This is a genomic window from Vibrio bivalvicida (genome assembly GCF_001399455.2).
GTDB lineage: Bacteria > Pseudomonadota > Gammaproteobacteria > Enterobacterales > Vibrionaceae > Vibrio > Vibrio bivalvicida.
Genome location: NZ_LLEI02000031.1, coordinates 1 through 21,450 on the forward strand (window position 1 = coordinate 1; position 21,450 = coordinate 21,450).

24 protein-coding genes are annotated in these 21,450 nt (G+C 42.5%); 3 read left to right on the plus strand and 21 right to left on the minus strand.

The window, feature by feature from the left end; genetic code table 11:
• Positions 1-532: 532 nt before the first annotated feature.
• From APB76_RS10775 to APB76_RS10850, 16 genes are all read right to left on the minus strand, one after another.
• Positions 533-898 (minus strand): MmcQ/YjbR family DNA-binding protein, encoded by a 366-nt coding sequence (locus APB76_RS10775; RefSeq protein WP_054963498.1) that lies wholly within the window; start codon positions 896-898, stop codon positions 533-535.
• Positions 899-1,046: 148 nt separating this feature from the next.
• On the minus strand, positions 1,047-1,343 hold the full coding sequence (locus APB76_RS10780) for a Dabb family protein (protein ID WP_054963499.1): 297 nt from the start codon (positions 1,341-1,343) through the stop codon (positions 1,047-1,049).
• Between the two features lie 90 nt (positions 1,344-1,433).
• On the minus strand, positions 1,434-1,886 hold the full coding sequence (locus tag APB76_RS10785; protein WP_054963500.1) for a GyrI-like domain-containing protein: 453 nt from the start codon (positions 1,884-1,886) through the stop codon (positions 1,434-1,436).
• 119 nt (positions 1,887-2,005) lie between these two features.
• Positions 2,006-2,800 carry a class I SAM-dependent methyltransferase gene (locus APB76_RS10790; RefSeq protein ID WP_054963501.1) on the minus strand — a complete coding sequence of 265 codons (795 nt, stop codon included), beginning with the start codon at positions 2,798-2,800 and terminating at the stop codon, positions 2,006-2,008.
• 41 nt (positions 2,801-2,841) lie between these two features.
• Entirely contained in the window at positions 2,842-3,318 is a 477-nt protein-coding gene (locus APB76_RS10795) for an ASCH domain-containing protein (protein WP_054963502.1), read from the minus strand.
• A 41-nt stretch (positions 3,319-3,359) separates the two neighbouring features.
• Positions 3,360-3,692: a zinc ribbon domain-containing protein YjdM gene (locus tag APB76_RS10800; RefSeq protein WP_054963503.1), complete on the minus strand. Its 333-nt coding sequence runs from the start codon at positions 3,690-3,692 to the stop codon at positions 3,360-3,362.
• Positions 3,693-3,789: 97 nt separating this feature from the next.
• Positions 3,790-4,323 (minus strand): P-loop NTPase family protein, encoded by a 534-nt coding sequence (locus tag APB76_RS10805; protein ID WP_054963504.1) that lies wholly within the window; start codon positions 4,321-4,323, stop codon positions 3,790-3,792.
• Between the two features lie 421 nt (positions 4,324-4,744).
• Complete coding sequence (locus APB76_RS10810) at positions 4,745-5,194, minus strand: GNAT family N-acetyltransferase (protein ID WP_054963505.1); 450 nt, start codon at positions 5,192-5,194, stop codon at positions 4,745-4,747.
• Between the two features lie 181 nt (positions 5,195-5,375).
• Entirely contained in the window at positions 5,376-6,197 is an 822-nt protein-coding gene (locus tag APB76_RS10815) for a hypothetical protein (protein ID WP_054963506.1), read from the minus strand.
• A 38-nt stretch (positions 6,198-6,235) separates the two neighbouring features.
• Positions 6,236-6,637, minus strand: a complete 402-nt coding sequence (locus tag APB76_RS10820) for a hypothetical protein (protein ID WP_054963507.1) — start codon at positions 6,635-6,637, stop codon at positions 6,236-6,238.
• Position 6,638: 1 nt separating this feature from the next.
• Positions 6,639-7,394 carry a reprolysin-like metallopeptidase gene (locus tag APB76_RS10825; RefSeq protein WP_054963508.1) on the minus strand — a complete coding sequence of 252 codons (756 nt, stop codon included), beginning with the start codon at positions 7,392-7,394 and terminating at the stop codon, positions 6,639-6,641.
• 274 nt (positions 7,395-7,668) lie between these two features.
• Positions 7,669-8,085 carry a VOC family protein gene (locus tag APB76_RS10830; protein WP_054963509.1) on the minus strand — a complete coding sequence of 139 codons (417 nt, stop codon included), beginning with the start codon at positions 8,083-8,085 and terminating at the stop codon, positions 7,669-7,671.
• A 184-nt stretch (positions 8,086-8,269) separates the two neighbouring features.
• The gene (locus tag APB76_RS10835) at positions 8,270-8,677 is read right to left on the minus strand and encodes a GFA family protein (RefSeq protein WP_054963510.1); all 408 of its coding nucleotides are present in this window, start codon (positions 8,675-8,677) and stop codon (positions 8,270-8,272) included.
• Positions 8,678-8,737: 60 nt separating this feature from the next.
• Positions 8,738-9,355: an HAD family hydrolase gene (locus APB76_RS10840; RefSeq protein WP_054963511.1), complete on the minus strand. Its 618-nt coding sequence runs from the start codon at positions 9,353-9,355 to the stop codon at positions 8,738-8,740.
• A 168-nt stretch (positions 9,356-9,523) separates the two neighbouring features.
• Positions 9,524-10,171 (minus strand): isochorismatase family protein, encoded by a 648-nt coding sequence (locus APB76_RS10845; RefSeq protein WP_054963512.1) that lies wholly within the window; start codon positions 10,169-10,171, stop codon positions 9,524-9,526.
• 17 nt (positions 10,172-10,188) lie between these two features.
• Positions 10,189-10,902 (minus strand): NUDIX domain-containing protein, encoded by a 714-nt coding sequence (locus tag APB76_RS10850; protein WP_054963513.1) that lies wholly within the window; start codon positions 10,900-10,902, stop codon positions 10,189-10,191.
• 257 nt (positions 10,903-11,159) lie between these two features.
• On the opposite strand from APB76_RS10850, the gene pncB reads away from it, so the two are divergent.
• Positions 11,160-12,401 carry a nicotinate phosphoribosyltransferase gene (gene pncB / locus APB76_RS10855; protein ID WP_049842721.1) on the plus strand — a complete coding sequence of 414 codons (1,242 nt, stop codon included), beginning with the start codon at positions 11,160-11,162 and terminating at the stop codon, positions 12,399-12,401.
• Between the two features lie 55 nt (positions 12,402-12,456).
• Here the strand turns inward: pncB and APB76_RS10860 are convergent, their stop codons facing one another.
• On the minus strand, positions 12,457-13,929 hold the full coding sequence (locus tag APB76_RS10860; RefSeq protein ID WP_054963514.1) for a C69 family dipeptidase: 1,473 nt from the start codon (positions 13,927-13,929) through the stop codon (positions 12,457-12,459).
• Between the two features lie 210 nt (positions 13,930-14,139).
• A complete protein-coding gene (locus tag APB76_RS10865) occupies positions 14,140-15,093 on the minus strand; it encodes a LysR family transcriptional regulator (protein ID WP_054963515.1) in 954 nt (317 codons plus the stop codon).
• Between the two features lie 104 nt (positions 15,094-15,197).
• Here APB76_RS10865 and APB76_RS10870 point away from each other — a divergent pair, with 104 nt between their 5' ends.
• Both APB76_RS10870 and APB76_RS10875 read left to right on the plus strand, forming a co-directional pair.
• Positions 15,198-16,538: an MATE family efflux transporter gene (locus APB76_RS10870; RefSeq protein ID WP_054963528.1), complete on the plus strand. Its 1,341-nt coding sequence runs from the start codon at positions 15,198-15,200 to the stop codon at positions 16,536-16,538.
• Positions 16,539-16,586: 48 nt separating this feature from the next.
• Positions 16,587-17,045, plus strand: coding sequence for a hypothetical protein (locus APB76_RS10875; RefSeq protein ID WP_054963516.1), 459 nt, complete (start codon positions 16,587-16,589; stop codon positions 17,043-17,045).
• Positions 17,046-17,048: 3 nt separating this feature from the next.
• On the opposite strand, the gene APB76_RS10880 is transcribed toward APB76_RS10875, so the two are convergent.
• The 3 genes from APB76_RS10880 to APB76_RS10890 all read right to left on the minus strand — a co-directional run bounded on the left by APB76_RS10880 (position 17,049) and on the right by APB76_RS10890 (position 20,821).
• On the minus strand, positions 17,049-17,801 hold the full coding sequence (locus tag APB76_RS10880; protein ID WP_054963517.1) for a hypothetical protein: 753 nt from the start codon (positions 17,799-17,801) through the stop codon (positions 17,049-17,051).
• A gap of 281 nt (positions 17,802-18,082) precedes the next feature.
• On the minus strand, positions 18,083-19,600 hold the full coding sequence (locus APB76_RS10885) for a winged helix-turn-helix domain-containing protein (protein ID WP_054963518.1): 1,518 nt from the start codon (positions 19,598-19,600) through the stop codon (positions 18,083-18,085).
• 198 nt (positions 19,601-19,798) lie between these two features.
• Positions 19,799-20,821, minus strand: a complete 1,023-nt coding sequence (locus APB76_RS10890) for a hypothetical protein (RefSeq protein WP_150114942.1) — start codon at positions 20,819-20,821, stop codon at positions 19,799-19,801.
• Positions 20,822-21,450 lie beyond the last annotated feature (629 nt).

The following is a 21,450-nucleotide window of genomic DNA, read 5'->3' on the forward strand; positions in this document are numbered from 1 at the left end:
TTGAGCCCAGTTTTCACTAGCACTTAACCCATAGTTTCTTCAAATTCTAGCTAACAGCTATTAGATAGAAAAGTTCTATATTAAAATACAGAATTTTTCTGTCTAGTTGTTCTTCACTCCAAGTCTAGTAGATATTTTCAATTAAAAACAGAGGTTTAACACCATCATTCGGTTTATTAAACGTAAAAAGTAGAAGTATTCTGTATAGTCTAAATTTACCCCTTGATACATCACGCAGATTCGCAGCGAATGGGCAAAAGAATGGATAACTTTTAGTAGGGGAAACCCATGAACAGGAAGTAAATGAGTAAATTAGTGAATGTGCTAAGTAGAAAAGGGGCATAAATGAGTTAGTAATTACATCCAATTGAACCTATTGGATCAATTAGTAAAAAACTTGGTGTCACAAAGCCACTGTTTCTTGACACTGCCCTCCACTCACATTTTGTGCGGGCGTGATACACGCATCCCAGCAACGAAGCTTAGTATCAATGTTGGCGCTGATGTTAAAAACTTGCTTGTTCTACCAACGTTACTCCACCAAAATTCCAAGCTCTTCACGCTTGCGCTTGCCTAAGCCTAATGCTGCTAATCGGTAAGATTCTGACAGATAGTATTTCAAGTCTTCATCTAGCTCACCTGAGGTTTGAGTTTGTTGAATCCACTTCATACCACGCGAAGCAAAATAAGGTGCTGGTTTGTACCCTTCACACTCACTGAGGAATTGGTAGTTTAAATCCGAGGTCTTGAACGTAAACGCGGCGTCACCGCTATCGCTCCAACCTCCGATTGCAAAGACTTTGCCTCCTACCTTCCAAACATGAGAGTTGCCCCACTGAATAACGTGGCTTGTTGCAGGAAACTCCCCGCAGAACTGATTAAACTCTTCGTAAGTCATAGTATTGAATCCACCCACATTTCCTAATGTCCCCGACTTTGGTAATATACTGACATGTTGTCTACTGTCAAAGACTCTGCGTATAGAGCATCAGAAGCTCGACTGAATACTATCTGCATGCAAGACTCCCATTAGCAATCGCTAAATGCTACATCTGATAGTCAAATACGATGATGTCATCAAGTAAAGGACGAAATACCTCTTTCAATGCATCATGCTCTGGGTGCGGCAAATAGTTTTGTCGGCCCGCTTCATCAGCAAAAGTCATCAAAACCGAATGGGTATAGCCCTGATTTTTATTCTCGGGACTGTCGTTAAGCCCCCACTCAACCTCTACGACACCTTCAATCTTGGCGGGCATTTGTTCAAAAAGAGTTCTAAGTTTATTAATTTCAGATTGTTCTGCGTCTTGTTTGAACTTAATCAGTAGTATATGGCGAATCATGATCAATCCTGTTTTGTCTTTAATAGCGCTAACTTAACATCATTACGCTACCACAAACCAGTTTTCTGCACTCACCTTGAAAATCAGCCCCTATGAGTGCACTGCGATATAGATTTCTATCTCTTGAGCACTTTTGTAAAACTCAAAATCAGTAGTGTATGCACGTTTGTGTTGGCAGTCATCATTAGCAAAATAATTCCAGATCACTTGCCACAAGTTAATTACCGCTTGAGGAAACTCCCCTTCGGCAGAGAAAACGAGATAAGATCCAGCCTCAATATGGGCTTTAACAAAGCTACCGTCCGTCCCATTATGTAAAGTATCCGAACACGCAATCACATCATAAGCACCATTGAAGTCAGACTCGTAATTGGTATACACGCCGTAAACTCGCGATTCAGGGCATAAATTTGGCAACGCTTGACTATAAAAGTGTTCCCACAATTTTCCGATTTTCGCCGTTGCAGGCTTTTGCTCATCTACATTGGTTGTAGTTACTGAAAAACCCGCCAATTCAGTGCCTGCAATTTTTTGTATTTCCACTTTGGTGCTCCTTGTAAACTATGGTATGCGTATGCCATCAGCGATGGGCTCTGCACGGATGCACAAATAGTAACAACCTCTACTGACATCATCTGTCAGTAGCTAATGCCGAAGAGTGATTAGAATTTATGTGCGATAACCAACCCATGATTGCTTGAGCCAAGTAAAGACGGTTCATCACACACAGAAAGGTGGTAATTAAGCCATGTTTGATACTGCTGTGGGGAAAACGAGTTCACACTTGCCGAGATGAAACGTCCAAATCCATCGGTAGCGACATGATTAAGTAACTCGAAGTTCGCTGCCGAAACCAATTGCTCCATCTCTAAGGGTGTTGCAAAGTAACCCACTTTGAAGAAACTAGGTGCGGCTTGGTGCGAGACCGTTCCTGCGTCTCTCAACTCAGAGAATACTTCAGGTGTCACTAACTCTGGAAACTTCTGGGCAAACATTCCAGCGACAAAAAAACGAGAAATATACGCAACGGCTAAAACTCCAGACGGCTTAAGAATGCGTTTAGCTTCTGCTATCGCTTTTTCTCGTTCTTGTCTGGTCCTTAAGTGATACAAAGGTCCGAGAATGACACACACATCTTGGCTCCCATCTTCTATAAATGGAATATCACATGCGTTGCCTTGATAGACATTAAGCTCTAACTGGGATTGATGCGCTTTCTGTTTAAGAATGTCAACTTGCTCTGGAGCTAACTCAACGGCTGTGACATCGCATCCCATCTTAGAAAATGTAAGAGAATAGCGCCCTGTTGCCGCCCCGAGTTCGCACACTTTAGTCCCTTTGGTAAGGAATGGCCTTAGGCAATGCATAGTTGTATCAAATTCAGTTTGAGCGATGTACTGTCTCGTTAGTCGAGAATCTTCATCTGCTCCTGTATATTGGGCAATTAGCTCTTCCATAATGTACCTATTGCTATTTTTGTTAGAGGGGAAGCAGTGAACTACGCATATGAATCGCGATAGACAACATTAAAGCGCTCAAGAACAAGTAGCATGTCTTCATTCGGCTCGACACCGAGTTCTTCACATTCTAATGAGAAAAACTTCCAATGAGCGTCTCGCCACCAGCGAAGAGATTTATCGCCCTCGCCTTCAGATGCAGCAAATTCAGCCGTCACCTGATTGTATGGGCAGGTAGAAACAGACGTAATTTCAATAATGCACACAGGCTCACCTTGCCAATTGGTTACCACTTGCAGGTGACCGACTTGTGGCATTAGCTCATCTTCATGGCTGTACCAATACTCCATACTACACGAAGCGGTTTTCTCGCCACGTAAGATCAAATCTGCACATAGGTTGGCATTGTGTTCATCAGCGCAGAAATAATCGGCACTAAATGAGTTGTATTGCTGAGCGACGCTAGGGGGTAACGTCGCAAGAAATTGATCGAGATATTTTTGGCTTGATACTTCCATGACAGCCTCTGTGGTTCGGTAGCTAATATAAAGACGTGTTGCTAGGCTTTCTTAACAAACTTGGCGGTAACCATCATTTCTCCTGCTCCATCAACTTTGCAATCAAGTTCATGATCTTTGCCTTCAACGATTCGTCTAATCACCGCTTTTGTGCCGATTTTGAGCACCAACGAGCTACCTTTAACTTTTAGGTCTTTCGCTAAAGTCACTTTGTCCCCCTCTTCAAGGGCTGTGCCGTTGGCATCTTTTGCGGTAAACACACTTTCATCAGGCTCGCTTGGGTTCCACTCATGAGCACACTCTGGGCATACTAGGTTGATTTGATCTTGATAAACGTATTCAGATTGGCAGTTCGGGCAAGGAGGAAAAGACATAGTCATTGTTCTTAGTTAGTGAAATTAGAACATATGATAGTGTCGCTCCCTCTCTGTTGCGAGTGATACGGCGAACTTTAGTGAAACAATCACTTACCTAACTCGCCTCTATAGGCTCCGATTTAAGTTGAGAAATGAAAGCGTTCATCTCTGACAAAGAACGAATGATGTGCACTGACTTTTTCTCTTCAAAACCCTTTAAGCGCTGTTCAAAGTCCGAATTCCAAAACTTGGGACTTAGTCGTAAGAATTTATAGCTCTGCATGCTGCCCTTAATGATGGAGCTCCCTTCCGGCCAACCTTCTGGTTTTACCGCTAGCCCCTTAAGCATGCGTTTAGTCACCAACCAGTAACTGACGTAATATGGTAAGTCGATATAGATTAACGTATCGGCAGACTCAAGACGTTGGCTAAAAGAGTCCAACGGGCCCAAACCGTCAATGATCCAACTGTCTGCACTGAGAATATCTCGATGCTTTTTATCAAACACTTCCCTTGTCTCAGCCGTTCCATCTTTTCTGAAGGCAATAGAGTCGAGTTGATGCAATGGTAAGTTTTTAATCAGAGCTAGGTGCTTACTCAGTGATGACTTACCACTTCCTGGCTTTCCAAAAACAGCGATTTTCTTCATATTTCCTCCGTCGACCAAATTGGAAATACCAATCAGGATAAATAGGTGCTCATCTAATTGCGTAGGAAAAATCGCTTAGAGCAAGGCATAGATTGCAGCTAGCTAGTTGATCTACCTACACCATTCTTTGAAAACATAGCTATAACGCAACTATCAGCGATTTTAACCAGCAAGAATGACCAGATATTTATTTAGATTGGTATGTAACCCGAGAGGCAGAAAAACAAAACCCACCTCTTTCGGGTGGGTTAATCGAAAATAAACGCGTGAACACACCACCATTCCTATGGAATGATGATAATTCGAGAATCTTGGCGCGTTAGAGTCATTTTCATATCAATATATTTGCATATAAATCAACCAGTGTCAATGGCGTAGTACTTAACGTTCTAGGTTTAAAGTTGGTCTGCTTCTTTCTAATTCAAATAACGAGAGATTTACTTAAGCAGATTGATCTTGAGACACCAACATACTTTCCATAGGGGCAGCATTCTTGATAACCGTTTCGCTGATAAAACCGAACTGCTTTCAAGTTGACTCGACGAGTCGATAATATAGCGTCTTGGTAACCTAAACTAGCGGCATACTCTTCCAATAGATTGAGAATAAAGGCGCCAGCTTTAGGCTGCTTAGAATACATCCGCTTTAGTTCACATACGCCGTCGCTAAAGTACCTAAATACACCGCAAGCAACTGGCTGATTATCTAAACAAACCACCATGCATCCGTCCAACTGAGAATTGAATTCATCAGGTGAAAAAGAACTTTCTCCTGAATCATCTGTAATTTGGCGCAATGATGAGTTCAACTCCTGTACCAAAGAGGCGAAATATCTATCGCTTGTGGTCACTTTCTTGTGAGTAAAATTCATCCCTCAATCCTCGGATATTTTATCAACTAGGTTAAAACTTTTATGAGCGCTTCACCGCTACGACCGAAAACGTATGCCAGTGTTTTTGTCTTCCCAGTGCTGTTTCAGCTTTTTCGTAGTATTGACGCCAAATATCGCTGTTTTCATCCATATGTTCTATTCCTTGTCGAACCAAGTCAACTTAGGTGGTTTCTCCATTTTCTATGGCTTCGCGTAAAGAGGCAATAAATTCACGAACCCTCCGATTGTTGTCCGCATGAAGTTCATTACCGCAAGACTCATCACGATAAGAGATTGCCGGATCTGAATAGATGGGTAAGAGTAACTTTTCGTAACTCATGATTGTTCCAGCGTTTGCACACTTATAAGCCCTTGCATAAGGTTTGACGAGGTGTTTATTTGCTGGCTTGAGGCTACGTTCTAGTTGTCCTTGTAACAATGAAAAGAACAGGGTTTCACTATGATTTGCGTACATCAAATGCCCGAACTCATGTTCAAGGACATAAGAAGGCGCATCATCCGCTAACAAGATGAAACCACGGTTAAACTCCCAGCGCGTCATGCCATTGATGTCTTCTTCAAATACTGGGTGACGGTAATCAAGAACAAAAACGAAGTAGTTTAGCGGATCATTTTCAATTGAATCTAACCGCTCTTTGCCAATCGCATTGCGACCTTGCAAATAGACTTCTTCTAAATACTCCGTATCTGAAAGACTAAAATCGACATATTGATATGACGCCAGTTGACGCTCAAGTGGTAAACAAGAGTTCTCTAGTGTTTGATTAGAAAACTCTACCTGTTGGGCAGCGCTACGCTTTCCGAAAATCTCTTTTAGTGAACTGTCGACAAAATAGTGTACTTTGGTCGATATGGCTGTCTCGTCATGACTACAGGTGGCTAAATCCAAATTATCCAAGTCGAGGGGTGTTTGATCTGGTCTATTTAGATAGAAAAGAGCCGCAGTGACAACAAGAGATGAGATAACTAAGACTTTTTTCATAGTTTTACTTTAAACTCATAAAATTCTTGTTCAATGCTTTATCCAATGACCTTCTTAAGACACTTAACTTGTTTCTCCAATAACTGACCATCACCTGTAGAATAAGATTTCGCCACATTGATCCATTGAGTCCCTGTCTCATCAATATGTTTAAATTCCACTTGTAAGGCAAAGCGCGCACAACGGCTTAGGGCAAATAGAAAACCAACGACGCTCAAACTCACTGCGATACCAATTAACCATGAAGGAGCAGGACTGAACTGATTGACCACCATCCAGGTGGCACCTGAAAATAACGCCAGCCAAAAGATCATTTGACCTAAATTATCCAATAACGACATGCGCTTAAATTTAGCATTGTTAATCTTTGCAAGTGGGTAGCTATCTTTTTTGAATTGAAAGTTCTTGGTATCAATTTTGAAATCAGATTCTTTAAGCATTTTAGATCTTGTCCTTATTATTCTTCTTTGACTTATGTAAGTACTTCTTCGCGAATTCTCTCAGTACCTTCGCGTTATTCTTTAAATCATCAGAGCCACACATTTCGCCATTGAAAGTAATGTCAGGATTAGAATAAACAGGGATGATATCTCGCTCATACGACATGATTGTGCCGCGCCCAGAGCAAGCAGCTCCAAATGCAAATTTTTCACTTTTGGGATACGAACTGATTAGGTACTCATTGATATCAAAGTTAGCCATTTGTTCTTTTAGCGTTTTTATATCGTGCGAAGCGCCGCTCAGATGACCAATTTCATGCTCCATCACATCATCAGGGCAATTTAACGCTATATTAAAAAACAGCGAAGAGCCTGACGCATAACCGCAATTGCTTGATTGAAAGCTGTCACTAAAGTTCGCAAACACAATACCTTTAAAAATAGGAACGCCGTCATTATTGTGCTCTGGAAAGTCACGTTCTAAAGATAATTTTAGAAACCGCTCAGACACATCAATATCCTTAAACCAACTACTATCAATCGTCGGAACATATTCGATATGAGTCACTTTACGAGATATTGGTATACACGAATTCTTTAGCGTCGTATTAGCGAAAGCCATCCAAGCATTTATTTTAGCTTGTACAAACTCTTTAGAATATTCTGCTAACACATCATCATTAATGTACAAATGCACTTCAGTTTCTAGCAGAGTGTTGTGATCACACCGTGGAAGTTGCAGCTTGCTATCAGCCATTGCACTCCCATACACGAAAGCGGAAGCTGACAATAAGGTTGGTAATTTCATTTCATTGAACCACGGCTACTGGTGCCCTACTAAGCCCAATAGCATCAAGAGATATAGCGAATGCTCGCCTTAACCATATGAAACAAAGTACATTATTGAAATCTATAAAACAAGCACCCAAAAACCACACCATCAATACAAAAGAGTGGGATCACCATCTTATGACCGAATTCAAAGGAGGGAGATATGGGGGAACTTATTCACCCCACATCCGATGATTGAACTACCGATGCGCCATAGGGTGGTCTGGGTGTAACTGCAGCAAATCCCAGAGATTGCCGTACAAGTCTTCAAATACAGCAACGGTGCCATATTCTTGCTTCTTGGGTTCTCGAACAAAGTGAATTCCAATCGATTTCATTCGCTCATAATCACGCCAGAAGTCATCGGTGCTTAAAAAAAGGAACACGCGCCCACCAGATTGATTACCAATAAAATCATGCTGCTCAGGTTTCGATGCTTTAGCGAGCAGTATTGTCGCACCATGTGAATTCGGTGGAGCAACAACAACCCAACGTTTGTCTTGCTCTGGCTGGTAGGTGTCTTCAATCAGTTCAAACTGCAGTTTGTTAACATAGAAGTCTATGGCCTCGTCGTAGTCTTTGACGACTAAGGCGATGTGAACGATATTTTGCTTCATTTTCTACCTAATGAATTGTCTTATTCTGGGTGGTTATATTAACCAATTAATAGACTTAGTTAAGAATTCTCGTGCATTTTTGCTGACTATTTCACCGTGGGACATCACGAGAGTTTTTGGGTTCTTTTACCCCCCACAAAAAACCAAGACTGCAAAAAATTTTTGATTAAAAGATCACTGACCGTTAACTTGGAAAGCCATCTACTTTAATGGCTTGCAACCCTTCCCTATGCCAGTCAGCTTGTTCGTTACAAAAAATCTGCGCATCTAACTTTTTCTCAGGCTCTTGATCTAAACTTCCCGCAGGCACAATAAGGAACTTGCTGCTTTGGGTTAAGAACGGCAATGCAGAACCACAATGCGTACAAAATGTTTTTGAGAAAGAGCGAGTTGGATGATCATAACGTTTAACGCTATCTTCACCGCTTAACCACTTGATATTATCAGGAGAAGTAAACAGATTTGAAGCATGAGCTGAACCTGTTAACTTTCGACATTGAAGGCAGTGGCAAAAGAAGAACATTTTAAACTCATCTTTAAGTTGAAACGTAACCTTACCGCAACAGCAACTTCCCTTAATTTCCCTACTCATAGAACACCTCCATATTTATCTTTGTACCTTTGTGCACTGATTCTGCTACATTTTTCACCTTTAGAATTGCAAACCTAGCGCCTTCAATTCGCCTTCTGCCTGTTCAGCCGACAAGAACTGAATCGCGTGCATACCAACGCTTTTAGCACCTTCGACGTTATGCGGCATATCGTCTAGAAAAACACATTGCTCGGCGATGAGCTGATTGCTATTGAGTAAAGAGTGGTAGATCTCAGGTTGGGGTTTTAGCAAACCTAAGTCAGCGGATACGGTTGCGGCATCAAATAACGGCCAAAAGTCGTATTCTGTTTTTAGGAAGTCGACAATTTCAACGACGTTGTCCGTCAAGGCATAAACACCATAGCCAGCGACTTTGACCTTCTTAATTAAATCAACAGCCCCATAAAGCTCAATTAAAGATTGCTTAACGTAATAGAACAAACGATCACAATCTTGAGGTGTAAAATCTAACTCAAGCTGGTATCGATGCTTGGCTTCAATTTCGCTGAGAAAACCTCGATTGAGATCAAGCCAAATATCACTCATAAAGACTTTCTTTGCCAGCGCTTCAGGCTGTTCTACATTGCCAAATGTCAGCCTCACAATCTCCAGTGGCGCCCAACGAACAATCACATTACCGACATCGAAAACCACATTCTTAATTACTGCGTTCTGCATGAGCCCAACCAACCTTTATGTTTATATTGAAGCAAATATCATGAGCTGAGGTTAACTCAGTTTTTCTCGTAACAAATGGCGAAAACTCACAAAACCTGCCATACAAATACTCAGTTGATACTTATCGCATCTTTGCGATCAAAAACGGAGCGATATTAGCTCCGTTGCTTATTCCAATCCTTTCGCGTCTTCTATCAAGATTACGCCTTTCTCAACCAACGCATTGGCAACGTTATTCGCATTATCAGGGAACACGGCTCTGGTTGAGGCAAGATTGAGTATTACCTTAAAACCCGCCTCTACAAGCTGCTCAATCGACTTTTTCACACAAAAATCCAAAGCGAGTCCGCCAACTATAACGGTTTCTATCTGCTTGGCACGTAAGAACTCGATTCCGCCAGTAGAAAGGGTATCCGCCTGATCATGATAAAACGCCCCATACGGGTGGGCGTCAGGGTCAATACCTTTGTTGATTTGGAAATCATAGTCTCGAATTTCAGGTAAACCCGGTAGCAATTCCACACCAGATGTGCCCACTACGCAGTGAGGATTCCACTTAATATCCACCTCAGGAAGGCCTACGGGCTCAAGCATCTTTTCCGGCGTTTCAGCCTCCCATGCTGCACCGGGTGGATGCATGTCTCGAGAAACCAAACGCACTGAAGCTTTACTATGATTACGTTTTAGTTCATCAACAATCTCTAAAGCACCCTGTACAGGCAACTCTTTCGGGCATAGCTCACTAAACCCCTTCTGCGGGTCAACGTCAATCGAGGCCGTTTTGGTTAAATCAATCTTAATCGTCTGAAATTGCATACTCTCTCCTTGCGTAATCATCGCAGGCAGGTTTGGAAATAGGTTACACACTTTTCACCAAGGCTATACACTTGGGCGGGCTTACCACCTTTACCACGGTTTGTTGAAGCCATTTTATTCGCACTGATAATGACTCCGGTATCAATCAGACGGCGTTTAACCGTCATGCGATTCACCTCTACACCAAATTTTGCGTATGCGGCAATGATGTCTGAAACAAGAAATTCTTTGTCTAAAGCAAACAGTGCGACTGAGGTGTACTCAACCGCCGCTCGTAGCTTTTTCCACGCAAGCTTGATCAAATCGGCATGGTCGAAAGCAAGTGCAATCTCATCATCTAGAATACTATTCAGAGGAAACCATCTCAGTTGCTCTTGGCACAAGCCACAATTCTCGATTTGCTCTACATTCGCTTGGTTGAGCAACGCATAATGAGCAATGGTGACACTCCAACCTTCTGGGTCACGCTTAGGGTTACCTTCTACCATCGGTTGGCTAATGTAATTGGGGTAAGTATGTATTTTTTGGCGACAAATACGCTTACGAGCAGCATCAAAATCTTGGTCAGCTTGCTGCCCTCCCTGATTAGATAAATCCTGCTCAAAGACAAACCCACCAGGTATTGACCATAAGCCATGTTCCGGTCTGTCTGGGTTGTTTCTTTTGATCAGTAAGGTCTCTAACCCTTCATCACCTAACCTAAGGCATATCATGTCAATGGTGACAATCATCGTACGACCCCTAACTCCTTAATTGTTAGATACATTACCACTGCAACATATAAGTTCAACTGGAAAGTAACCATACGTGACTTACCTTACCAAACTCTTACAACCTTTATTTATCAGACCATATAGCTATGCAACAAAAGTAGAATAGACAGATTTTAGTCAAGCAAGCTATAGTTATTAACATAATTTGACAAACCTTGGGCGCTTATTTAAAGTTCAGTGCAACAATAAAGCCCTAAGAAACATAGGATGGCTGAATGACCGCCAAGCTTTTTAACGACAACATCATCCAAAGCGCACTTGATCTCGATGTCTATAAGATCAACATGATGCATGCTGCTCGAAAGTTTTATCCAGATACCCAGGTTCGCTATGAACTTATTGTTCGCTCAAACGAAGATTTATCTGGTTTAAAAAGCGACGTTAAAAGCGAGATTGGCAAACTCGCACAAGTTACATTCAGCCAAGAAGAAATCGCTTACCTTGAGGCGAAAGCCCCTTACCTTGATCCAGACTTTCTCGCTTACTTGAGTGAGTTCAAGTTCAGACCTCTGCAACAAGTCAGCGTTACCACACGTGATGGTCAACTTCGTGTTTCGATTTCAGGGCTTTGGCATGAAACCATTCTCTACGAAACACTCGTTATGAGTATTATCTCTGAAGTGCGTAATAGAACTCGATGGAATGCCATTCCTTATTCGCAGTTTGCCAGTGTGCTGGAAGAAAAAATCACTTATCTCAAGTCTGAATTGAAACGCAGGAATATTACTCATTTCCAGTTCTCAGAGATGGGAAGCCGACGCCGATTTAGCGCGCAAGTGCAGCGTGACTTAGTCAGCTACCTTCACCAGCATGCACCTGAACTGATGAGCGGTACAAGTAACTACCACTTAGCCAAACAATTTGATTTAACGCCAATCGGAACGGTGGCACACGAATGGTTTATGGCTCACCAGCAACTGGTGGAGCCAGCTCAGTCGCAAAAGGTCGCCTTAGACAAGTGGCATCAAGCATTTAATGGCAAGCTCGGCATTGCACTGACAGACACCATAGGTATTGATGCGTTTTTGCAAGACTTCACCTATGAACGTGCAAGTGTCTATGCTGGCGTACGACACGACTCTGGAAGCCCATTTGACTGGGGTGACAAAATGATCGCTCATTATGAGTCACTGGGTATCGATCCAACGTCAAAAGTGCTGATCTTTACCGACGGGCTGGACTTTGAACGCGCGTTGGAAATTAGCGAATACTTTGCAGATCGCGCTAGTATTAGTTTCGGTATCGGTACGTTTCTGGCGAACGACATGGGCGATTGGTCAGATGAAACCAGCCGTTACCAACCGCTGTCGATGGTGGTTAAAATGACAGAGTGCAATGGCGCCGCCGTCGCGAAAATCAGCGATGAACCGGAAAAAGCCATGTGTGAAGACCCGATCTTCCTTGCCGATTTAAGACAAAGCTTTGGCCTTGAGCCCAAGTACGATAAAGCAAGCTAAAAGCCCAGCATAAGAAAACGGAGCATTGAGCTCCGTTTTTTTGCTTTATAAGAGCTTAAAGGCTCATGATTTTCTTAAACTCTTCTTCGGAGTACTTCTTCTCTGTACTCTTAGTTAAGTCTGTCATCATCTTATATCTAAGCTCAGTTGCCATACTTAACGTGCGTTTAAGCTGTCCGTAGGAGTAATCTGCGGCCATATTTAAGGCTGCCTGTTTGTCGGCTTTGTACATGCCTGTTAGCGTTTTATCTAAATGTTTCACTTGCTTGTAGAGTTGGGTTTCTTCTTCATCCCACGTCGCTTTTAATATCGGCAAATATTTATCTGGATTAGCAGAAGCCAATGCCGTTAAGCTGCGGAACTGCCAATAAGCAGAATCATCACTATAGGTGTCATCACCAACTTGGAAGGCCTTAGGGTATTGTTGCAATGTGGAGTACAGCGGCACTAACACTGACTCTGGCAACACGCCAAAGCTCTGCCATATCACACCTTGAAGCTCATTTGGCATGTCAGGACGTAATTGAATAACGTGCGACTCTAGCTGACGCTCTACCCGAATTGGACGTTTAGCTTTACCTTCAAGCGCCGTTCCATCGTAAGTTGCACTCAAGACTTGTGCGACGTCCTTCACTGATATTTTCTCGTCAGGCTTCATAAACAGCGGATACTGTGCAAGTCGACTTTGTTGGTACTTAGATGGAGTCAACATTTTCTGCCCTAGCCATTCGCGGTCAATATTGTACTCATCCCCTATCACACCGAAAGCTTTGGCAAAGTTGAACGACTTTTTGTCTGCTTTATCGAGAAGCTTATGTTGCTCCACAAACTCAAACATGCCTTTCGAATGCAGAACATCTTTGCTCGCGAGATTCACGCCATGTACGCGCAAGCCATTGGCAATCATCGCATAGCTATCATCCGGCACTTTTACCGCAATCCAATGGTGACCAGAACCAATTTCAAATAACCAAGCTTCGTTGATGTCCGCAATGTAGAGGCTGTTGCCCTCTCCTGCGCCATACGTTTCGATGTATTGACCCAGAAGCTCTACGGCTTGTTTGGCACTTTCAGCCTGAGGAAGAATTAAGGTAGGAATAATCGCTTCGATTACACCATTGTCGATCAGAGGATCTACCTTAGCGACTTTGTCGTTGATTTCTGCACTGGTTGTCGCGGAGATGGCGACGTTATGCTCATTGATGCCTCGCTCTTCATAGAACTTACCATCACTGTCGACGGTTTTCGCATCCCAATCTGGTATCGCTGAGTAGGCATAAAAGTGCTTCGGCATAGGAACAACCAAACCATTGCCAAGTGTCCAGTCGCCTTTTTGGTTGTCTTGTGCTGGTCGATACTCTAAGTATTTGTTCCAGTTATTGATACCAAAGTCTTCGTTGCGCGCAATCATTATACTGCCATCGCTAGACGCTCCTTTGCCGACGATAAGACCAGTACAAGCTATCGCATTACCACTTAACGCGACAGCTACAGCAGTTGCTAAAAAGGATACAGACCATGTTTTCATCTTAATTCTCCGCATATGAAACGAGATAGAACCTAAGTTCACGTCAGTTGTATTTGCAGGGTTGTTATTGTCATTCAATGAGAATGTTTTCGACTGAGTGTACTGACCATTCGATGAGAATTTTCTTCTTCTCGTCACATTAATGACAATTTTAATTAAGAATAATTATTTGAAAAATATGCAGTTTTTGCATAATTTCATTAAGCACTTCTAGAGGTCAACTTTGACAATACTCCAGCTGAACTTGGTGCATAATTGTTTAAGTTCAGCCACTTCAGATTCAGTTTGCGACACCAACCAATCCAAAATCTCATTGGCAATAGGAGTATGGTTTTTCTGATAGCAATAGTATTGCCAATCACTATGCTGCAAAGCAATGGCTTCAGGACATTTAAGGAACTTTCGTTTGAGTTCAGGTAATACCAATAGCAAATCCGTTACGGTGACACCCTGCCCAGACAGACAGGCACTCAGTGCCAGATCTAAACTAAAAAATACCGTGTCACGACCGAGCTTTTTCCCTTTAAGGTCGGCGTTAGCAATCCATAGCTTCCAGTCCTGATGATCGAGCGTAGCATGTAAATGAGGAAGCTTAAGCACATCTTCAATCTGAATACTCTTGTCAGACAATAGTTCGGCATAAACTGGCGCCATGTACTCGGCACGCAAGAAAGTCACACCTTGTTTACCTAGGTATCTCTCTTTTTGCCGAGTGTTGATTATCAATAGATCGCAATCTTCTGATTCGAGCACGGGATCTTCTTCGATTGATGGAATGATCACTATCTCATGCTCGGGGTATTTCTCATTGAGCATAGCGACATTGGGCATCAAAACACGCGTGGCATAACTCAATGCACTTTTTATCACAATGCGTTTTTTAGCCGGAGCCTTCCATTGAGCGATTAATGACTCCAGGTTATGGAAATTTTGTCTCAATACCTCGTATAAGTCTTTCCCTTGAGCGGTCAATTCGATACTGCGATGTTTGCGATTTAGCAGCGATGCATTCAACTCATCTTCAAGTTGTTTGATCTGTCTACTAACAGCACTTTGCGTAACGTTTAGCTCATCCGCTGCTTTGGTAAAACTCATCAGGCGTGCCACTGCCTCAAACACTTTTAATCCATTGTGCGAATAAGGAAGACTGGAATAAGGGCTCATATAACTCTCGCATGATCTGAACTCATGTCAGAGTCGCATAAATGTCATTTGAACGCCAGTCTGATAACCCTTACCTTTATGTGATAATGATCACGAGGCTCCCAATGAAAAAAATTCTCTCTCTCGCTATACCACTTATTATCTCGCAAATGATCTCTATGGCATTAGTACTTACTGATGTTTGGATGATGTCGCGATTGAGTGTGTCTGCTATTGCAGCGGGAGGTTTAGGGGCTTCAATCTACTCATTTGTATTTATCGTGGCGAGCAGTACCGTGGGCTGCGTCGCGAACTTAATTGCCATTGCCTACGGCCAGAGAATTGCTCGTCCGGAATTTGGCAACCAACAGATTAGACTAGCCGTTAAAGGGGCGGTACTGCTGTCAGTGATTCTAAGCCTAGTGCTTAGCATCAGCTTCATGTTTGTTCCTCAGTTACTTGCGATCGCCAATCAGCCAAGTGAACTCGCTGCGCCTGCAATGCAATATGTCGATACATTGAAATGGGCAATGCTGCCTTCTTTGCTTCTTCTCGTGCTGCGAGGGTTAACCAGTGCTTTTGGCAACGTGCGTTCGATTATGGTGATGTCATTACTGACCGTCGCGTTAAACGTTCCAATCAGCTATGTTCTTGCATTCACTATGGACTTAGGGCTCGCAGGCTTAGGCGCAGGGACAGTTCTTGCTGCATTCATCGTCATGATTGGCTACGCCGCTTGGGTATTTAAACGCCCAGAGTATGCCTCTTTTGCTCCTTGGCTTAACAAAGATGAGTACTCGCTATCTTTGCTGACTCCATTACTGGCAATGGGATTACCGATCGCTTTGGCTGCATTACTAGAACACGGCCTGATTTACGGTGGCACACTCATGGCTGGCACCATCAGTATCGCAGCCTTAGCCTTACATCAGATCCTTCTACAATGTTTGAGCTTTACGTGGAACATTAACTTTGGTTTCTCTCAAGCCGCCGCCATTCTTGTTGGCCAAGACTTCGGCGCAGAAAACTACGATGGCATTAAGCGTACCGCTCTTCGTAGCTTTGGTATTACAACAATGCTCAGTATCATTCTTGCGGGAGGCTTTATGCTTTGGCCAGAGCTTATCGCAGGTATGTTTAACCTTGATGGTGAACTCACGCACTTGCTAGCAATGGTACTTTGGGTTGTTGCGTTGTCATTCATCGTTGACGCATGGCAGCTGTTGGCTATCAACCTACTGCGCGGAATGAAGATTGTTATGGGCCCAACCATCATGACAGCGATTGGCTACTGGGTGTTTGGTCTGCCAGCGGCGTGGCTGTTAATGCCGCACTTCGAACTAGCGGGCATCTGGGGTGGTATTGGGATAGGTTTAGGTGTTACCGGTGTATTGCTATTGGTCCAACTGCTCATGGCAATCAAGAAACAGCACAATACCAATTCCCTTGCTGTAGCAATGGACTAAGCGTAGACTCTCGCTACCATCATGCACTGTTAGGCGATACATCAAGTCATGACCGATCTGGACATCGAATTTGAACACATCTACTTGGAAGTGAAAGCGGAACGTTGGCCGCGATTAGAGCGTTTTCTGTTTAGCTATTACTGTTATCGAGAAGGCTTCGTCACGAGTAATAATAAGCCCGACTGGGAGACCGCTCGTGCGAAGGCTCCGCGCTCATTTCAGGTTCAAGATATTCGAGACTCTGCATTGGAACCAATCGTGCCACTGACGGTGGTCATTGGCGAAATCAAGCGTTACTGGCGGGATGGCAAGCTAACACCTAACTCACTAAGACGCATTCTTGATAGCTTACTTCACTATGCGACCATCTCGAAACAAGAACTAACAGAACTTAAAAAAGCTGGCCTGCAAAACGCAATGCCAGCTTGTTGGTATCAGAGTGAAAAAAAAGACACACATTCTAGATTCAAAACTATAAATATATGTCCTCAATTTCCCACCAAATGAGGTTTAGCTCGAACCGTGCGAGAACTGAACTTTCGTAACATCGACCCAGTTTTGAGTGCCAACATAATCATTAGTTGGATCAGTTAGACTTCCACCAGTCTGTTGGCTAAATGTACCGTTACCTGGAATGTAATCCACGCTTGGCGATGCTTCGGCGTCAGTAACCACGATATTAACAGGAGTCGAAGGGGTGATGGCTTGAATTTTTTGCTTCATCTCATCCCATTCACTGTTGTTACTTGTAACAGCTAGATCTTTGTTTAGTCTAAAGCCGAGCGACCTTTCAGTGACAACATTGTTCTTCGTAAGTTTGTAAGTTCTAATCCCACCTAAATCACTTGAAAAAATATTAGTTACGCCAGCACCAAGAATAACACCGCTAGGTTTACGAACACGATACGTAGTGCCTGATTTAGTGTACTCAACGAAAAAGTCAGCACTAGACGTCCAAGAACCATATGTAGTTAGACCAGCTCCATTTCCAATCAAAAATCGAATATCACCATCGTCATATGATCCGCTATTGTTAATATCAAACGTAACAGTAAACATAGATTTACCAATACTATCTGGCCAGTTGTTGTTTAAATATACTTGTACCTCAAACCAGTTCTTCACTGAAGTCACATCGAAATCATTGGTCAAGCTTTCATGTTCATCCACAGGGGTGGGGTCACCAGAGCCTCCACCACCACAACCAATCAACGATAAGCCTAGAGAGCCTAGCAATATAAACTTCTTATTTGTTTTAATCATTATCTGAATAACTTATAAATTATTAAGTAGAATTAAAGTGAATTGGCTTTCTATAAAAGTTACATATACATGTCAATAAATACATACAAATAGACAATGCGAATCACAGACATCTGATTTTAATGACTAAATATTAGGCTGTCATACATACAACAAGCTGGCCTGCAAAACGCAATGCCAGCTTGTTGGTATCAGAGTGAAGACAAGTTTTTTTATGCTCGTTTTCTCACCGTAAACGTTGAGCTTAACGACCTAAAAGCCTGAAGAAAATAAAGCGCCAATCAGTTACTGATTAAGTATTTAGAGGCGTGCTGGCAGTAACCATCAAACACTTCGACCCATGGTTTCACTTTCTCTTCCTTGCCAGCATCGAACGATAATGACAACCATGGAGATAAGCATGATGTGCTCGTCTCTGGCTCTGATAGACGCTTGAATATTTCTTCCGACGGAATCGCAGTGCTGAGTGCTACCATCGACTTTAGATAATGGATTCTAAACTCATCACTTCTTTCACGCTCTAGAGCCATCTTCGATAACAATAGATACAAAAACGCATTTTCTACTTGATCATTTATCAAAGTACGATTGAGGTAGTCATAAGCAGCATCGCTGTCACCCAACCTAAAATAGAGCAACCCTAGCCAAATTTTAGTTTCTTCACTATTGTAGCGAAAACTTCTATCAATCAGGTTTATCCACGCATCAAGTGTTTTGTTATCCACTTCAGAGGACGAGATCAGTTGGCGAGATAAGTATCCTACTTCCAAATCATTAACTTTGTTCTTCGCCAAGAGGTATTCAGTCACTTCTTGAGGGCTAAGTTTTAGCATCGGCTGAATACCGTCAACGCTAGTCCGAGTTAAAGCTGGTAAACTAAAATAACCCGCGATGTCATTGCCAACTTTAATCAGCTCATTTGCTAGGTTATTGGTACTCATATCGTATTCAGCTTTGAAAGCCATTTTGTTGCTGTTGGTATAAAGCAACTCAACGATCACGTGCAGCATGTCTTTCTGGGCTAACTCACTCAACCTAATATTCAGTTTGTAATCACTAAATAATGAATGTTTCGCCCCGGGCCAATATCGGTCATCGTCTAATGGTGCGAGAAAATAGGTCGGAGAATCCTGATTGGCGACATCGGTATATGGGTAAGCCACCTGCTGTGCAAGTAATAAAGTTTTAACTTCCTTACGAAACGCAGTCGCACTTTGGCCTTTAGCTATTACTTTATTAAGCAATATTTCAACCACTGGAATAGTGATATTGGCCTGCTGTTGTGGGTTGTCTTCCTGTTCTGATATCCATGGAGGTTTAAATAGCAGCACTCCGATAGATATACATGCGATCAAAACTAAATAGGTGGCATGAAGGCCGAAATTGTTACCCAACTTAGTCTTATGTTCCGGTACATCGGCGTCATCCTCGCCACTTTCTTCGAGCAACAAGATTTTATCAGCACTAAAGTAGTAACCTTTTTTAGGGTAAGTGACCAATAGTTTGCTGATATCTGTTTCAGGTAAGTGTTGTTTGAGCAGTGTTCTCAAGGTGCTGATTCTGTTTGTTAAAACGGTTTTAGAGATGAAGTTGCTCTGCCACACCGCTTCAATGATCTGTTCAGCGGCAACGGGCTCGCCGACACTACTTAAAAGCACTTCGAGAATTTCTATCGTGCGAGGTTCTAGCTTGATTTCGATCCCTTGGTTCTTCAACCGCTTCGAGACGGGATCATAAACAAGGGAGTCGATTAAAATCTGGCGTTGTTGGAGCTTTGCTTCGCTTAAAATATCATGCATCGATGCAATGAGCCTCAAGCAGTCATTCAACCATTAGTAACATCAGAAATGTTTACAAACGACGTGACTGTCAATATGTAATTCATTGGAGTGTCAAAAATTATACCAATTACTATACATATCTCAACTGCATTGCATCTTTGGCAATATCAACGGCTAGTTAAACCATGAAATATCGTAGTTTAGCTAAAAGAGGGGTTAGTTTCGGATAAACAAACCGGCTCCCCCAATTGAGCGATGAGCCTCTATCACCCCTGTGGCGGTGTCTTCCAGATAATCAGCTCCGTGATAAACTGCCATTTGGTCATTGCCGTTACCTTCAACAAAACCAATAATTATCTGATGAGTACCGTTATATGGTTTAAATTTATTACTCGGTTGCAAGTTTAGATACGCTTCACATGCGTTAGCGTCAACCAATTCTGATTCAAAGTACATTACTTGATTATTATAAACAGTGTCTAGTATCGCTGTTTTGGTTTGGCAATGTTCAGTACCACCATCAGAAATAGCCGCCGTTACTTCAAGTTCTCCACTGGCTTTTCGTGTGAACTTATAACTATTGTATGTTTTATCACTAGAATACTCACCAATATGGCTCCATTCTGAGTTAGGCAGCGTATCGATTAGACTAGTAATGCTTTTTGCTTCAATTGGCTGATATAGGATGTCTAAATCAACAACATTAAAATCATTAGATACTAATTTGAATCCTGTTCCGATAGTGTTGAATGAGTAGTCATTAACCGTCATAGCATCTATCTGAGCTTTTTGTGCAGCAGGTAGATCAAACCTCCAATTGCCCCAGAACCAGTTTCCGAACGAATCTTTCATATTCCCGATAAAGCCTTCATCAGATACATTGATGGCGATATATTGAGGTACAGTACTAGAATCATACTCTCCCATAGAGCTCACTAATCGAGTGTGACCACTAGCATCTACGCCCACCATACTGGACCTAAAATCTTGTTCCGAACCTTGGTGAACCCCAAATGCTATACCCATGTATTCAGGTTTACCTACAACGCGTTTTAAATCCGCAGAATCTCCGTTACCCATAGTCGCTATATAAATGCCTTGCGGGTAAACCACTTTTGCTTCGTTACCCTTACCTTCATTGCCTTTAGCATCTGGTGCACTACCACCACCTGAGCCGCCGCCACAACCAACTAATAGAGATGCCATAACTGACACTGCTACTGCTGTTTTTTTCATCATGTTCTACCTTTCAGATTCTAAATATGTTTTTGAAATCTCTGGGGGGCCTGTAAGCATTGGCGCTGTTTATCGGCCACCCCTGTTTGTTGAGGCCGAATTTATTAGCGGTGAGTGGTTAATACAAAAAACGTTTCCAATCGTTATCAAACAATACATACCTTTATGTTTATGCATTTGTTTTAAAAGGATTTAAACTGAATACTTTTAGTTTTTTTCACACTTAGAAACTGTCATGACCCTATGGAATAAACCATCAAACACATCCCTGTCACCCTCAATAATCTGAATTGAACACAAGAAGAGCATTCACAAGGCAAATGTCTTATAGGCAGTTGCACCTGATCTCGCAACAAGAAGACTGCGCCACAGTGATTGTTAGAAAATAGAGCGAATAGGATCTTATGTTGATTCGGGTATACAGGCGCTGTTCTATGGATACATGCGGGTTGGCTTTTCAAGGGGACAGTATCATTTGTGTTGCAGCAGATGATTGCTGATGTAACGACTTTCAAGTGGAATAGCGACATGTTTATCTGGAGTCTGCCTTGTTCGAATCGAGGCGGAGACTGTGATACAAGGCACCACCATAGTGGGAACCGAGCTTTCTCACCAACCAGAACCTCAGTGAA

Coding starts and splice junctions, on each gene's coding strand:
- pncB (WP_049842721.1), top strand. CDS start 11,160: ATGACCGCCAAGCTTTTTAACGACAACATCATCCAAAGCGCACTTGAT.
- APB76_RS10800 (WP_054963503.1), bottom strand. CDS start 3,692: ATGTCTTTTCCTCCTTGCCCGAACTGCCAATCTGAATACGTTTATCAA.
- APB76_RS10825 (WP_054963508.1), bottom strand. CDS start 7,394: ATGGCTGATAGCAAGCTGCAACTTCCACGGTGTGATCACAACACTCTG.
- APB76_RS10790 (WP_054963501.1), bottom strand. CDS start 2,800: ATGGAAGAGCTAATTGCCCAATATACAGGAGCAGATGAAGATTCTCGA.
- APB76_RS10820 (WP_054963507.1), bottom strand. CDS start 6,637: ATGCTTAAAGAATCTGATTTCAAAATTGATACCAAGAACTTTCAATTC.
- APB76_RS10880 (WP_054963517.1), bottom strand. CDS start 17,801: ATGATTAAAACAAATAAGAAGTTTATATTGCTAGGCTCTCTAGGCTTA.
- APB76_RS10860 (WP_054963514.1), bottom strand. CDS start 13,929: ATGAAAACATGGTCTGTATCCTTTTTAGCAACTGCTGTAGCTGTCGCG.
- APB76_RS10830 (WP_054963509.1), bottom strand. CDS start 8,085: ATGAAGCAAAATATCGTTCACATCGCCTTAGTCGTCAAAGACTACGAC.
- APB76_RS10815 (WP_054963506.1), bottom strand. CDS start 6,197: ATGAAAAAAGTCTTAGTTATCTCATCTCTTGTTGTCACTGCGGCTCTT.
- APB76_RS10810 (WP_054963505.1), bottom strand. CDS start 5,194: ATGAATTTTACTCACAAGAAAGTGACCACAAGCGATAGATATTTCGCC.
- APB76_RS10875 (WP_054963516.1), top strand. CDS start 16,587: ATGACCGATCTGGACATCGAATTTGAACACATCTACTTGGAAGTGAAA.
- APB76_RS10870 (WP_054963528.1), top strand. CDS start 15,198: ATGAAAAAAATTCTCTCTCTCGCTATACCACTTATTATCTCGCAAATG.
- APB76_RS10885 (WP_054963518.1), bottom strand. CDS start 19,600: ATGCATGATATTTTAAGCGAAGCAAAGCTCCAACAACGCCAGATTTTA.
- APB76_RS10805 (WP_054963504.1), bottom strand. CDS start 4,323: ATGAAGAAAATCGCTGTTTTTGGAAAGCCAGGAAGTGGTAAGTCATCA.
- APB76_RS10795 (WP_054963502.1), bottom strand. CDS start 3,318: ATGGAAGTATCAAGCCAAAAATATCTCGATCAATTTCTTGCGACGTTA.
- APB76_RS10835 (WP_054963510.1), bottom strand. CDS start 8,677: ATGAGTAGGGAAATTAAGGGAAGTTGCTGTTGCGGTAAGGTTACGTTT.
- APB76_RS10865 (WP_054963515.1), bottom strand. CDS start 15,093: ATGAGCCCTTATTCCAGTCTTCCTTATTCGCACAATGGATTAAAAGTG.
- APB76_RS10840 (WP_054963511.1), bottom strand. CDS start 9,355: ATGCAGAACGCAGTAATTAAGAATGTGGTTTTCGATGTCGGTAATGTG.
- APB76_RS10780 (WP_054963499.1), bottom strand. CDS start 1,343: ATGATTCGCCATATACTACTGATTAAGTTCAAACAAGACGCAGAACAA.
- APB76_RS10775 (WP_054963498.1), bottom strand. CDS start 898: ATGACTTACGAAGAGTTTAATCAGTTCTGCGGGGAGTTTCCTGCAACA.
- APB76_RS10845 (WP_054963512.1), bottom strand. CDS start 10,171: ATGCAATTTCAGACGATTAAGATTGATTTAACCAAAACGGCCTCGATT.
- APB76_RS10850 (WP_054963513.1), bottom strand. CDS start 10,902: ATGATTGTCACCATTGACATGATATGCCTTAGGTTAGGTGATGAAGGG.
- APB76_RS10890 (WP_150114942.1), bottom strand. CDS start 20,821: ATGATGAAAAAAACAGCAGTAGCAGTGTCAGTTATGGCATCTCTATTA.